The 12657-nt window shown below is 56.2% G+C and carries 13 protein-coding genes; 8 read left to right on the top strand and 5 right to left on the bottom strand.

The window, feature by feature from the left end:
- Positions 1–170 precede the first annotated feature (170 nt).
- A complete protein-coding gene (locus tag ABLU80_RS03870; RefSeq protein ID WP_032711605.1) occupies positions 171–1154 on the top strand; it encodes a zinc-binding dehydrogenase in 984 nt (327 codons plus the stop codon).
- A gap of 276 nt (positions 1155–1430) precedes the next feature.
- On the top strand, positions 1431–1679 hold the full coding sequence (locus ABLU80_RS03865; RefSeq protein ID WP_015366686.1) for a hypothetical protein: 249 nt from the start codon (positions 1431–1433) through the stop codon (positions 1677–1679).
- 194 nt (positions 1680–1873) lie between these two features.
- Here ABLU80_RS03865 and ABLU80_RS03860 read toward each other — a convergent pair whose 3' ends face one another.
- Positions 1874–3073 (bottom strand): MFS transporter, encoded by a 1200-nt coding sequence (locus ABLU80_RS03860; RefSeq protein WP_015705349.1) that lies wholly within the window; start codon positions 3071–3073, stop codon positions 1874–1876.
- A 104-nt stretch (positions 3074–3177) separates the two neighbouring features.
- Here ABLU80_RS03860 and ABLU80_RS03855 point away from each other — a divergent pair, with 104 nt between their 5' ends.
- Positions 3178–4137, top strand: a complete 960-nt coding sequence (locus tag ABLU80_RS03855) for an AraC family transcriptional regulator (protein WP_348849721.1) — start codon at positions 3178–3180, stop codon at positions 4135–4137.
- 6 nt (positions 4138–4143) lie between these two features.
- On the opposite strand, the gene ABLU80_RS03850 is transcribed toward ABLU80_RS03855, so the two are convergent.
- Entirely contained in the window at positions 4144–4410 is a 267-nt protein-coding gene (locus ABLU80_RS03850) for a VF530 family protein (protein ID WP_063445805.1), read from the bottom strand.
- 297 nt (positions 4411–4707) lie between these two features.
- Between ABLU80_RS03850 and ABLU80_RS03845 the strand changes: the two genes are divergently transcribed.
- The 4 genes from ABLU80_RS03845 to ABLU80_RS03830 are packed head-to-tail and all read left to right on the top strand — an operon-like array spanning position 4708 to position 8005.
- Entirely contained in the window at positions 4708–5736 is a 1029-nt protein-coding gene (locus ABLU80_RS03845) for an isopenicillin N synthase family oxygenase (protein WP_151585015.1), read from the top strand.
- Between the two features lie 18 nt (positions 5737–5754).
- The gene (locus ABLU80_RS03840) at positions 5755–6561 is read left to right on the top strand and encodes a MetQ/NlpA family ABC transporter substrate-binding protein (protein ID WP_015366692.1); all 807 of its coding nucleotides are present in this window, start codon (positions 5755–5757) and stop codon (positions 6559–6561) included.
- Positions 6558–7349, top strand: coding sequence for a methionine ABC transporter ATP-binding protein (locus ABLU80_RS03835; protein WP_015705346.1), 792 nt, complete (start codon positions 6558–6560; stop codon positions 7347–7349). Before ABLU80_RS03840 ends, ABLU80_RS03835 begins: the two co-directional genes overlap by 4 nt.
- Positions 7346–8005 carry a methionine ABC transporter permease gene (locus tag ABLU80_RS03830; protein ID WP_161798788.1) on the top strand — a complete coding sequence of 220 codons (660 nt, stop codon included), beginning with the start codon at positions 7346–7348 and terminating at the stop codon, positions 8003–8005. Before ABLU80_RS03835 ends, ABLU80_RS03830 begins: the two co-directional genes overlap by 4 nt.
- 18 nt (positions 8006–8023) lie before the next feature.
- Here the strand turns inward: ABLU80_RS03830 and ABLU80_RS03825 are convergent, their stop codons facing one another.
- Positions 8024–9070, bottom strand: a complete 1047-nt coding sequence (locus ABLU80_RS03825; protein WP_348849720.1) for a nitronate monooxygenase — start codon at positions 9068–9070, stop codon at positions 8024–8026.
- 91 nt (positions 9071–9161) lie between these two features.
- On the opposite strand from ABLU80_RS03825, the gene ABLU80_RS03820 reads away from it, so the two are divergent.
- The gene (locus ABLU80_RS03820) at positions 9162–10049 is read left to right on the top strand and encodes a LysR family transcriptional regulator (RefSeq protein ID WP_047739777.1); all 888 of its coding nucleotides are present in this window, start codon (positions 9162–9164) and stop codon (positions 10047–10049) included.
- Here the strand turns inward: ABLU80_RS03820 and ABLU80_RS03815 are convergent.
- Positions 9981–11147, bottom strand: coding sequence for a YbfB/YjiJ family MFS transporter (locus tag ABLU80_RS03815; protein ID WP_260841526.1), 1167 nt, complete (start codon positions 11145–11147; stop codon positions 9981–9983). The two genes, ABLU80_RS03820 and ABLU80_RS03815, sit on opposite strands and share 69 nt — an antisense overlap.
- 181 nt (positions 11148–11328) lie before the next feature.
- A complete protein-coding gene (locus ABLU80_RS03810; protein ID WP_348849818.1) occupies positions 11329–12657 on the bottom strand; it encodes a PLP-dependent aminotransferase family protein in 1329 nt (442 codons plus the stop codon).

Below are 12657 nucleotides of genomic sequence, written 5' to 3'. Positions count from 1 at the left end.
CACTCCGTCAACCGCCGGGCGGTATCACGTTGAAAATATGAGCAAAGTGTTTCATGGAATGCTATTGCGATAAACAGCACTAATCGCAATAGATAATTGCTATTTATGGAATTATCTTTAGTTCTGATTTTGTTTTAATGGACCGCTCACCAACACCAGAGGAAGAAACAATGATAAAAACCGACGCCTGGCTGTGGAAAAGGCACGCCTCCCCGCTTCTGCTTGAACGCCATGAGAAAACATTAGTCACGCCCGCTGACGATCAGGTGCTAATCGAGAACCGCGCCATTGGTCTTAATCCGGTCGACTGGAAGTTGATGGCCGGTCTCTCCGACGCCTGGCAGGAGGATCAGATCCCCGGCGTCGACGGTATGGGGGTGATTACCGCCGTTGGCCGCAACGCCCGCCACCTTCGTCCCGGCACTCGTGTGATGTATCACACCGACCTGCGTTTTGACGGTAGCTTTGCCCGCCATACGTTAGTCAGCGCCCAGGCGGTGATTGCAGTTCCCGACCATATCAGCGACCTCACCGCTGCGGCGCTGCCGTGCCCCGGTCTGACGGCGTGGCAGGCAGCGCAAAAGATCCCCCTTCCGGCTGGCGAGAATGTACTGGTCAGCGGCGCCGGCGGCGCTGCCGGCAGTCTGCTAAGCCAATTACTGATTGAGAGCGGCGCTAACGTCTACGTCACGGCCAGCGCCACGCATCACGCGAAACTACTGGCTCGTGGGGTGATTCAGGCCTTTGATTATCACCATACTTCCTGGCCGCAGGAGCTAAAACGCGCGCTGGCGGGTAAATCGCTGTATGCCGCTTTCGATACCGTAAATCAGCAAAATGCCCTTTCGCTTGCCGGGTTGCTCGGCTACTACGGCCATCTGGTCTGTATACAAGACCGGCTCGAGCACGCGCCGCTACCGGCGTTTACTACCAGTATCTCATTGCATGAGGTCGCGCTGGCGGCAATCCATCCTTACGGTACCCAGAGGCAGTGGAGTCGATTACGTCAGGCCGGGGAAAACATGCTGCAGCAAATTGGCCACGGCGAACTGATGATGCCGCCGATAGAAAGCGTCAGTTTCGACGAGATCCCACAGGCGCTGGAAAGGCTAAAACAGAACAATAACGGTATTAAGTACGTAGCGGTGCTGTAATATTCATCAGCACGATGAATAACCTCAATCCCAAAAACCGGGTAATCAATGCCACATCCAACGGGCCTCTTTCCGCTGGATGAGGCATTCATCGCTTCGCTTCCGTAGGTCGGTCTGGTGCTGAATGGTTACAATAGCCTGGGATTCAGCAGAGTGATTAGCAAAAATATAACAGCTAGATCGCCAACTAATAGTCACACACATCGATTAAAAACTCAGATTGAAAGAATCAAAAAAAGGAGTAACGTTAAAAAAACATTAACAAAGAGGTGCAAAATGTTACGCGATTATTTAAAACTGGATTCTGAAGACCAATTAGTTGAACAACAAAGCGGTCATCAACCTAGCCAGCAGTATACCGAAGTGACTGAGTGGGTGATCCTCAATAAAGAGGGTAAGAAAAAAGGCCGCGTCTCCCTGTTTGATAAATTTAATACTCGCCGCTCGTGGAACGTTAATTTTCGTATTACCCAATTTGATAACAGCGGTAAAGTTATCGTTGACCAACTGACAGACGCTATTTAACAGAATAATTAATAACATAGCGCCCAATCCGTGATGGAAACCACCTGACAAAACGCTGAGGCCAGCAACCGCATTCACGCGGGAAAGCGTAAGAAGTTTTTCAACTCATCAATTAGCCGCTCGTTTTATAATAATAAAATGAGTACTCGCTGCGCCTGAAGAAAAATAAACGCGCCAGTCGGCGCGTTTAATCATTAATTGTTTCTGACCGGCGGCGTCACCCTGACGCCAATAAAGACAATCAGCATGGCGCTTAATAATAACAGCCCGCTGCCGGTAAATACGCCGCTGGCGCCGCTGATATCAAATATTGCCCCACCGCCGGCAGCCCCGGCGCTAATGGCCAGCTGGATCGCCGCGACTAATAATCCCCCTGCGCTTTCCGCTTCATCCGGTACCGTAGTGGCAAGCCAGGTTGACCAGGCCACCGGCACCAGGCCGAATGCAAATCCCCACAGGGCGACCAACAGGCCATCCAGTAGCGCAATATGACCATACAGCACCATCATCAGCGCCAGCAAGCTCATCGCCAGTGGCACCAGCGCCAGCGTCAAACGCAAACTACGCGCCAACAGATGTCCGGCAAGCGAGGTGCCGATAAAGTTGGCCACGCCGAACCCCAGCAAAATCAACGACACCCCTTCTACACTTGCCAGCGCCACGGTTTCGAGAAACGGCCGCAGATAGGTAAAGAAAGCGAAGTGTCCGCCAAAAATCAAAATCGAAGCCAGCAGGCCGCCAACCATTCCCGGCCGCCGCAGTACCTTAAAGAGCGTACTAAAGCTGCCAGCGCTCTCCGGGCGCATCGACGGCAGTACCCATAGCTGCCACAGTAGCGCGACCAGGCTCGGTACGGCGCAGATGATAAAGACGTTACGCCAGCCAATGAGCGCGCCAAGATAGCTACCCAGCGGCGCCGCCACTACGGTGGCAATCGACACCGCCGAGAAGATAATCGCCAGCGCTTTCGGCACCATCGCCGCCGGAACCAGCCGCATCGCCGTCGCCGTCGACATCGCCCAGAAGCCGCCGATAGCGATACCAAGCAGCAAGCGCCCCAGCAGCAGGAACTCCAGTGAACCGGCAAATGCCACGATCAGACTGGAGATGATTTGCAATACGGAAAAGAACATCAGTACCCAGCGACGGTCGATATTGCGGGTAGCGGAGGTAATCAATAATCCCGTCACCAGAGCGATTAACGCCGTGGCGGTCACCGCCTGTCCGGCCATCCCCTCACTCACGCCCAGGCTGCTGGCCATCGGCGTCAGTAAACTGGCCGGTAGAAATTCAGCGACGATCAGGCCAAAGACTCCCAACGCCAGCGCATACACGGCGCGCCACGCCGGGCGGGCGTTAATCGCGCTCTCTTCAGCGACAATGCAAGAACTCATATACATCTCTCCAGAATCATTAACATTCGCCAAGCTTAGTGGCTTCCGTTAAGACGATATATGATACATACTCTGCAATTATTGATTATTCGTCCGGAAAAACGATGAGCCAGCAAACCTTAGATCTGACCAGCGAGCTGTTACAGGGCATGCGACTGTCGGGAGTGAAATACCGACGGATTGAAACCTCGCGTCCTTTCGGCGTGGAGTTTAATTCGGTTCCTGGCAAAGCGCAGTTTCATTTTGTCAGCCGCGGCCCGCTGCTGCTACAAATGAGCAACGGTAAAGAGTTCTCGCTTGAAAGCGGCGATGCGGTGTTCATTCCCAATAGCGATGCGCACGCCCTGCTCTCAGATAGCAAAGCCGCGCGGGTGAACGTGATGGAGCTCGACAGCAAACCGGTCTGCGGGACGGTTTCCTGCATCAAAAACGCAGGCTGCGTTAATACCGAAGAGAATGCGGTTATCTTCAGCGCCTGTATGGATTTTGAATTAGGCGGAATGCAGCCGCTGGTTCGGGCCATGCCGGAGGTAATGCTGGTGAGTAGCCTGTTAAGCGCCCGCCCGGAAATCCAGCCGCTGCTGGCGGCAATGGAGCGTGAATCCCTGACGCGTCAGGTGGGCTATGCCGGCATTCTGGCACGTCTCGCCGACGTCGTCGCGGCGCTGATCGTCCGCGCCTGGGTGGAATGCGGCTGCGGTAACGCTACCGGCTGGGTACAGGTACTGCGCGACCCGAAGCTATCGCGCGCGATATATGCTATGCATCAGCAGCCCGGCGTCAACTGGAAGGTGGAAGACTTAGCCCGCGAATCCGGCCTGTCGCGTTCGGTGTTCGCCGAACGGTTTCTCACCGCCACCGGTACCACGCCGGCCCGCTACCTGACAGAATTACGCATGCGCCTGGCGGTACAATACATCAGCCATGAAGGCGAAGCGCTGGAAAAAGTCGCCTTCCGCCTCGGCTACAACTCGCTCGCCGCCTTTAGCCGCGCCTTTAAACGCATTACCGGCAAAGCGCCGGGAGCGCTACGCAATGGGGTCAATGAACAAGCGGTAACCTGATAAGCGTTACTTCTTCTGCCAGTTGGCCCACGGGCCAGCGTCGGCGGGTTTGTCGATGAGCTCTTCCAGCGAATCGAGATAAAAGTTTTCTACTTCTTTACGCGCCCACGGCGTGCGGCGTAGAAATTTCAGGCTCGACTTAATGCTCGGATCGCTTTTGAAACAGTTGATTTTGATATGTCGGGCCAGTTCATCCCAGCCATATCTGGCCACAAGGTCAGTGAGTAACGCTTCGAGCGTCACGCCGTGAAGCGGATCTTTTGACGTGTGCATTGTCTTTCCTGCATGAAAAATTTCGCTCACCATACGGACCGCGGCGGCATCATGCAACATCCCGCCACTTTTTTTAAATAACGGCTACGCCGAAACCCCTCTCCTTATCTGTTTTTCGCAAAAGCACTGAACCCACCGCGGTCATAAATTAGAAAAGAACGTTATTGGTCGAAAAAATTGCGCTAAGGCAAGCTGAGCGCATCTACCCGACAGAGGAAATCATCATGCGCCGTTGTTGTTGCCGAACCCAGAATCACTTCATAGCCAATGACCCGTACCCCGTTCTCGGAGAACACAATGAACGCCACGACTTTACCGATTCTCGATCTGGCCCGCTATACCAACCCTGCTGAAAAGAGCGGTTTTCTTGCCGACCTCCGCCAGGCCGCGCGCGATATTGGTTTCTTTTATCTTATTAATCACGGCGTGGACGCCGGATTGCAAACCGAAGTTCAACGCCAGGCGCGACGCTTTTTTGCTCTTGATGATAGCGAAAAGCAGCAGGTGGCGATGATTCATTCCCCGCACTTTCGCGGCTATAACCGCGCGGCTTCCGAGCTCACTCGCGGCCAGCCAGACTGGCGCGAACAGTTTGACATCGGCGCCGAACGCCCGGCTTTAACTCTCGCCGAAAACGCGCCACGCTGGCAGCGTCTGCAGGGACCGAACTTATGGCCCGCCGCGCTACCGTCGCTGAAACCGACCCTACTGGGCTGGCAGCAGGCGATGACCGGCGTTGGGATCACCTTGCTGCGCGCGTTTGCCGAAGCGCTACAGTTACCTGCCGACGCCTTTGACGCGCTGTATGGCGAGAAGCCGAATGAACATATCAAACTGATTCGCTACCCCGGTCAGCGTGAAACCAAAAGCGCACAAGGCGTTGGGGCGCATAAAGATTCTGGATTCTTAAGCTTCCTGTTACAGGACGAGCAAAAAGGACTGCAGGTGGAAGTCGCGCCGGAGCACTGGATCGACGCCACGCCGCTGGCGGGCAGCTTTGTGGTGAATATCGGTGAGCTACTTGAGCTGGCGACTAACGGTTACCTGCGCGCCACCGTTCATCGCGTGGTCTCGCCGCCGGCAGAACAGGAACGCCTCTCAATCGCCTTCTTTCTTGGCGCGCAGCTCGATGCCGTGGTGCCGGTGTACCGCCTGCCCGCCCATCTGGCGCAGGAAGCGCTCGGCCCGGATAGCGATCCGCAAAATCCGCTGCTGCGGGATGTTGGCTGGAATTACCTCAAAGGGCGGCTGCGTTCCCACCCGGATGTCGCCGAACGTTATTACCAGGATGTTTTTCGCGAACGTACTGAGCAACTGATCGTTTAATTTAATAAGGATAACAATATGAAATATGCCGCATTCAAACTGGCAGGGGTCGCTTTATCTCTTTCTCTGGCATGGACATCCGCCCAGGCTGCCGCGCTGCGCGTTGCCGCTGACCCGGTACCACACGCTGAGATCCTCAATTACATCAAAAAAATCGATCCCAGCCTCGATATCAAAGTGGTCGAACTCACCAGCGGCGTTAACGCCAACGAGCTGCTGGCAAATGGCGACGTTGATGCCAACTACTTCCAGCACGTTCCGTATCTGAAGGATCAGGAAAAAGCGCTGGGTAAGACCTTTGCCGTCGCCGCTACGGTGCATATTGAACCGCTGGGTATTTATTCCCGTAAGCACAAAGACTTTAATTCCGTCCCGGAAAACGGGACCGTCGCGGTGCCGAACAACACCACCAATCTCAGTCGCGCCTTGTTCCTGCTACAAAGCCAGGGATTAATCAAACTCGGCGCTAAATTCACCAACCCGGCGACCACGTTAGCTACCCCGAAAGATATCGTGGAAAACCCCAAACATCTGAAGATCCTCGAAATTGAATCGCCGCAGATCCCGCGTTCCTTAGACGATGTCGATTTAGCGGTCATTAACGGCAACTACGCGCTGGAGGCGGGACTGGTACCGGCGAAAGATGCGTTAGGGCTGGAGAGCGCGAACAACAACCCTTACGCCAATATCCTGGTGACGACGCCGCAATTGGCTAATGACCCACGCATTAAAGCGCTGGCCAAAGATCTCACCTCGCCGCAGGTTGCCGAGTTTATTCGCAAAAACTATAACGGCTCGGTTATCCCGGTTGCGCCGCAATCATGATTGAGGTCGTCGGGCTGAGTAAAACCTATGCCGGAACAGGCCGACCGGCGTTAAACGACGTGTCGCTGCAGATCCCGAAAGGCGCGATTTATGGCATTCTCGGGCGCAGCGGCGCAGGCAAAAGCACGCTGATCCGCTGTCTCAATTTACTCGAACGGCCCTCTGCGGGCCGGATTGTGGTGAACGGGCAGGATATCACTCAGTTAGACAAAGCCGGTTTACGTCAGCACCGTCTGCGCACCGGAATGATCTTCCAGCACTTCAACCTGCTGCATGCCCGCAACGTGGCTGACAACGTCGCGGTACCGCTGGAAATCGCCGGTGTCGAGAAACGTGCGCGCCGCGAACGCGTGCTCGAGTTGCTGGAGTTAGTGGGACTGGCGGATAAAGCAACCGCCTTTCCATCCCAGCTTTCCGGCGGTCAAAAGCAACGCGTCGGCATCGCCCGCGCGCTGGCGGCCGGCCCGGATGTGCTGCTATGCGATGAAGCAACCAGCGCCCTCGATCCGGAAACCACCGCCTCGGTGCTGGCGTTACTGGCCGATATCAATCAGCGGCTCAATCTGACTATCGTGCTTATTACCCATGAGCTGGAAGTCGTCAAAACGCTGTGCGATCACGCGGCGCTGCTGGAGCATGGCGAAGTCATCGAGAGCGGGAAAATCGCCGATCTGCTGGTGGCGCCGTGGTCCAGATTACGTCAGTCGTTACTGCATAATCCGCAGGCGGAGCAGGATTTCCTCGCCCGCCACGGCTTTCACGGGAGGCCTTTATGCGTAGTCGCATGAGTTGGGAAGATTTATGGCCCTTATTGTGGGAAGGCAGCCTGGAAACCCTCTATATGGTAGGGCTGGCGGCGCTGTTTACCATTTTAATCGGCCTGCCGGTCGGCGTGTTACTGTTTGTCTCCCGTCGCAACGGCCTGGCGCCGATGCCGAAACTGAATGCGCTGCTGGGGGCGATTATTAATTTTGGCCGCTCGCTGCCGTTTATTGTACTGCTCATTGCGCTGATCCCCTTCACGCGTTTGATTATCGGCACCACCTTAGGCAGCACCGCCGCCGTCGTGCCGATTACCATCGGCGCTTTTCCGTTCTTCGCGCGACTGACCGAAAACGCGCTCGACGAAGTGGATTACGGGCGCATTGAAGCCATTCTGTCGATGGGGGGTAATCTGTGGCACGTTATCTTTAAATCGCTGCTGCCGGAGGCGCTACCGACCCTGCTTGCCGGGATCACGCTGACTATCGTGATGCTGATTGGTTTTTCATCCATGGCGGGCGTCATTGGCGGCGGCGGTCTTGGGGACCTGGCGATTCGCTATGGTTATCAGCGTTTTAACGATCAGGTGATGGTCGGTACGGTGCTGATTCTGGTGGTGATGGTCCAGGGCGTACAAATGATCGGCGACAGGCTGGTACGACAGCTTGCCCATCGCCGCTAAGCTCTCATTCGCAGGCGGCTACTCCAGGCCGCCTTCCTCCACGAGAACCCTGACCAACTCTGCCGCCGGCATTTCGCGGATTATCGCCACCCCTTGTCCCGCCCAGTGCGCGCCGAAACCATGATCGCCCTGCGCTTTTGCCGCCGTCGCCAGCGCTTTTCCGGCGTCATAAGCGAGCGGATAGGCGGGAATTTCTCCTTCGCCGATTTCGTGCCAGCTATTTTTAACGCAACGTGCCGGCCGACCCGAAATAGCCGCCGTCAAAAAGGTGACAACGTCACTATTTTGCGTGAGCGCCTGTCGATATCCACTATCTATACCCGCTTCCGGGCACAATAAAAATGCGGTTCCCAGCTGAACGCCCGACGCGCCGAGCTGCATCAGGCTGGCTATCGCCGCCCCATGCATAATGCCGCCGGCGGCGACAATGGGTAAATCGACAGCCTGCTTTAGCGCCTGAAGCAGAGTGAAGGTGCTCATTTGACGATCGTCGCCGTGTGGGTCAAAAATCCCCCGATGGCCACCGGCCTCATACCCTTGCGCAATAACGACATCAATACCCGCTTGCGCAATTAATCGCGCTTCGTCGACGCAGGTGGCGGACGCCATCGTCACCGTTCCCTGTTGCTGGAATCGGCGAATAACCTCTGACGACGGCACGCCAAAATGAAAACTCACCACCGCCGGCTTCTGTTCAAGCAGCATATCGAGCATGGATTGATGTTGATGGAAGGTCTGATAAATCTCGTTAAGCTGTTTCGGCGGCGTGCCGTGATAACGGGCAAACGCCGGAGCCAACCGCGCCAGCCACTGCGCTTCCTGAACGGCATCGCGGCGCGACGGCGTATGACAGAAAAGGTTGACGTTAAAGGGACGATCGGTGAGCTGCCGGGTTTGTTCAATAAGCGCCTGCGCCTGCGTAACCGTCGACGCGCCGAGCCCCAGCGAACCCAATCCTCCGGCGTTGCTTACCGCTGCAGCCAGGGACGGTGTCGACACCCCTGCCATCGGCGCCTGAATAATCGGATAACGAATATTAAGTAATCGCGGTAAATGCTGATTCATTGGCGATCCTGTGCAATTTGCGATGTGAGGCATTAACCATCTCTTTTTAAGATGTTAAGATCAACAATATTGTCATATTGAGAAGAAAAATATGAACCATACCACATTACTGATCTTTAAGCTGGTGGCCGAAACCCAAAGCGTCACTCAGGCGGCGAAACAACTTGGCCGCGCGCAGTCCAATATCACCACGCGCATTCAGCAGCTTGAAGAGGAGCTGGAAGCCGAGCTTTTCGTACGCGGAAACAAGAAGATGCTGCTTTCTCCCGCCGGGCAAAACTTCCTCAGCTACGCGCGGCGAATTTTAAGCCTTGCCGAAGAGGCCAAACTGGCGCTGCACCCGGCACGGCCAACGGGAACGTTAAAGCTCGGCGCGATGGAAGCCTGTGCCGCCAGCCGCCTGCCGGCCATATTGCCTTTGTTTCAGCAACGCTGCCCGGACGCCGACCTGACATTGCGTACCATGCCCACCCGTCAGCTGACTGAACTGGTCGAAAACTCCACGTTGGACTGTGCGCTGGTTTCACTGCCGGCCGGTCCGGACGGCAGCCTTCAATGCCCACAGACGCTTGAATATCTCCCGCTTTTTATCGAACAACTGGTCCTTATCGCCCCTGTCGAGGGGCGCAACTACCGTTTTGCCGCCTTCCCGACAGGATGTTCCTACCGCCAGCACGGCATCGAGTATCTGCAGCAGACGGGAGCGCACGTGGACATCGTCGATGTCAGCTCCTATCACGCGATGATGGCCAACGTCGCCACCGGCCGCTACGCCTGTTTGCTCCCGGAAAGCGTTCTGGCCCTGCTCACGCTACCCGCAGGCTGCCAGACGCAATACGTCACCCAGGCCGCCACCCAGCTTATCTGGCGCCGCGGGTATGTATCGCCGATTCTCGACGCCCTGCGCCAGTTATTGCTGGCGCCGGCCGCAGGCAACCAACCCGGCGGCTCCCAGCAACACGCCGCTGGCCGTCAATAGTGAAGGGTTAAACGATCCCGTCAGGCTGTATAAACCATCGGCGACCAGCGGCCCGATTATCTGTCCGACGCCGTAAGTCGCCGTTAGCGCGGCGATCATATTAAATTTTACCGCCTGATTTAGCCGCTTGCCCTCTGACAAGGCGATGGTTACCGTCCCAAGGAAGGTCGCTCCAACCAGCAGCGCGCTCAACAAACAAAATGTGAATGAGTGGCTCCACGCCGGTAAGGCCACGCCGAAGGCCTGAATAACGAGATTGCTACAAAATGCCCGCTGATAGCCAATTTTCAGCACGAGTTGGTGCCAGATAAAACAGGAAGGTACCGCCGCGAGACCAAATACCGCCCACAGGTGCACCGGGTCGATACCCGAGAGCGCGCCGTGCAAAAACAGCGGCAAATAGGTCGCGGTGATGATGTAGCCGAAGCCCGAGAGACCATAAATCAGCAGCAATTTTACCGCATCGCTCGTGCGCCCATTGTCGCTCGGCATCGTTGTTGCGGGCCCGCTGTTTAACGCCAGCAGCGAATCCGCCGGGCTTAATAATCCGCGCAAGGCGCATAAAAACAGTATCGTCGCCGTGATGGCGCACAGTAGCCAGATTTGCTGACTGCTAAACGCCAGCGCTTTACCGGCGGCAATAAACTCCGCCGACAAAAAGATCCCCATCCCGACACCGGCAAACAGTACCGGCGCGCCGTTATGATGTTTCATATGTTGCAGTAGCCATAACGAGGCGGAGATAAGCGTTACCGCGCTGAGTACCCCGGCCAACCCGCGCAGGATAATGATAGCCAGCGGCGAACGCAGCCAGGCCAGTAGCGCCAGACAAATTAGCGTCAGAATGACCGAGACAATATTCATTCTGGTCGCCTGCTCCGGCTTTGCCTTCGCCAGTAACAATGCCCCCAGCAGGTACCCGGCATAATTAGCGGAGGCGGCCAGATTCCCCTGACGCAGCGTCAGGATCTGATCGCTTAACATCACCGGCAGGATCCCGGTGAAGGCGAAGCGGCCGTAACCCATACCAATCATTAATACCGTCGCCCCTGCCAGCGCTAATAAGAAAGCGTTTATCTGCGGCCTGATTTGTCGCATCTGCGTTACCCCTTGCACAATTTAATCTCAAAAAGAGAATATTATTTAATTTTAATTCTCTTTTTATTATGTATTAGCATGATGCGACGAGCAAGCCGCCGCGCCAGGGCAAAGAGTAAAAGCACCAACCAGAGGATACTTCGGTTAGCGACGAAGGATGGTTGTCAAAAGCGCACGGCCGTTAAACGCCGTACTCGATAATAGGCCGCATCATCTTCAGCGCAGCGCTCAGTTTATCGAGGCTCGGTGACGCCAGCGCCAGACGCAAAGCATGCGGCACATCACGACCGACGCTGTAAGGTTCGGCGGTGGAAATAGCGATATTCATGGTTAGCAGCTGTTTCACGACGCGATCGGCGCGGATCTCCTCGCCCAACGGCAGCCAAAGGAACCAGGCATTTTCATTGCCGATCATTGGTAAGCCAGCCAACGCCTGACGGGCGATGGCCTGCCGCCGCCGCGCATCTGCGCGCATTATGGTTTCGAGCCGGGCCAGCGTCCCATCCTGGATCCAGCCGCAGACCAGCGCCGTCGTTAAGGCCGGCGTATTCCAGCTGGTGGCGCGGATCGTCCGCTCTATCGCCGGCATTAACGCTTCGCGGCATACCACCATGCCAACCCGTAAACCGGTGGCGATGTTTTTTGAAAAACCGCACACATAGACCGTACGCTCAGGCGCCAGCGACATCAGCGGCGGCGGCGCGTTCTCGATCAACCACGCATAGGCGGCATCCTCAATAATGAACAAATCGAACTGGCGGGCAATATCAACCAGTTTGCTACGCTGCGCCAGATTCATTACCCAGCCGAGAGGGTTATGCAGCGTCGGCATGGTGTAAATCGCTTTTACCCGCCGTTTTTCACACAGGCTGCGAAGCATGTCGAGATCCGGCCCTTGCGCTGTGTGCGGGATAGCAACCAGTTCAAGTTGATAGAGCCTGGCGAGGGCGCGAAATCCCGGATAGGTCAAGGCATCTGCCGCAACCACATCGCCGGGACGCAGCAGGCCGCCGAGCGTGACCGCCAGCCCATGCTGAGCGCCGTTAACGATAGCGACCTGCCCGGCGCTGGCCGCCATACCCTGTCTGGTAAGATGCTGGGCCACTATTTCCCGTTCGCTCATGCGTCCGGCGTGCGGTTGATAGCGTAACAACGCCTCCAGATCGCCCGCGCCAGAGAGTTTTTTTAATGCCTCGCGCAGGAGAACGGTTTGTTCCGGCAACGCCGGAGAGTTGAAATTAAGATCGATCATGTCCGGGGCAATGGCGTGCTGATCGACACCCAGCCCCGGCGGCAAGCTCAGTTCACGCACAAAAGTCCCGCGACCCGTTTCGCCGCTGACCAGCCCCATTAACGCCAGTTCACGGTAGACCCGCGTCGCGGTAGCCAGAGAAATTCCGTGTTCAACGACCAATTGCCGATGGGTCGGCAGCTGGCAGCCAGCCGCCAGCGCACCGCTGCGGATGGCTGCCGCATAGCGATCAACCAGAGATTTATAGCGGTTTTTCAT

The sequence above is a fragment of the Klebsiella sp. CN_Kp104 genome, from assembly GCF_040064515.1.
Lineage (GTDB): Bacteria > Pseudomonadota > Gammaproteobacteria > Enterobacterales > Enterobacteriaceae > Klebsiella > Klebsiella aerogenes.
This window is presented reverse-complemented; position numbering and strand designations above follow the sequence as displayed.

Coding starts and splice junctions, on each gene's coding strand:
- ABLU80_RS03870 (WP_032711605.1), top strand. CDS start 171: ATGATAAAAACCGACGCCTGGCTGTGGAAAAGGCACGCCTCCCCGCTT.
- ABLU80_RS03825 (WP_348849720.1), bottom strand. CDS start 9,070: ATGAATCAGCATTTACCGCGATTACTTAATATTCGTTATCCGATTATT.
- ABLU80_RS03820 (WP_047739777.1), top strand. CDS start 9,162: ATGAACCATACCACATTACTGATCTTTAAGCTGGTGGCCGAAACCCAA.
- ABLU80_RS03830 (WP_161798788.1), top strand. CDS start 7,346: ATGAGTTGGGAAGATTTATGGCCCTTATTGTGGGAAGGCAGCCTGGAA.
- ABLU80_RS03845 (WP_151585015.1), top strand. CDS start 4,708: ATGAACGCCACGACTTTACCGATTCTCGATCTGGCCCGCTATACCAAC.
- ABLU80_RS03860 (WP_015705349.1), bottom strand. CDS start 3,073: ATGAGTTCTTGCATTGTCGCTGAAGAGAGCGCGATTAACGCCCGCCCG.
- ABLU80_RS03855 (WP_348849721.1), top strand. CDS start 3,178: ATGAGCCAGCAAACCTTAGATCTGACCAGCGAGCTGTTACAGGGCATG.
- ABLU80_RS03840 (WP_015366692.1), top strand. CDS start 5,755: ATGAAATATGCCGCATTCAAACTGGCAGGGGTCGCTTTATCTCTTTCT.
- ABLU80_RS03865 (WP_015366686.1), top strand. CDS start 1,431: ATGTTACGCGATTATTTAAAACTGGATTCTGAAGACCAATTAGTTGAA.
- ABLU80_RS03810 (WP_348849818.1), bottom strand. CDS start 12,657: ATGAAAAACCGCTATAAATCTCTGGTTGATCGCTATGCGGCAGCCATC.
- ABLU80_RS03815 (WP_260841526.1), bottom strand. CDS start 11,147: ATGCGACAAATCAGGCCGCAGATAAACGCTTTCTTATTAGCGCTGGCA.
- ABLU80_RS03850 (WP_063445805.1), bottom strand. CDS start 4,410: ATGCACACGTCAAAAGATCCGCTTCACGGCGTGACGCTCGAAGCGTTA.
- ABLU80_RS03835 (WP_015705346.1), top strand. CDS start 6,558: ATGATTGAGGTCGTCGGGCTGAGTAAAACCTATGCCGGAACAGGCCGA.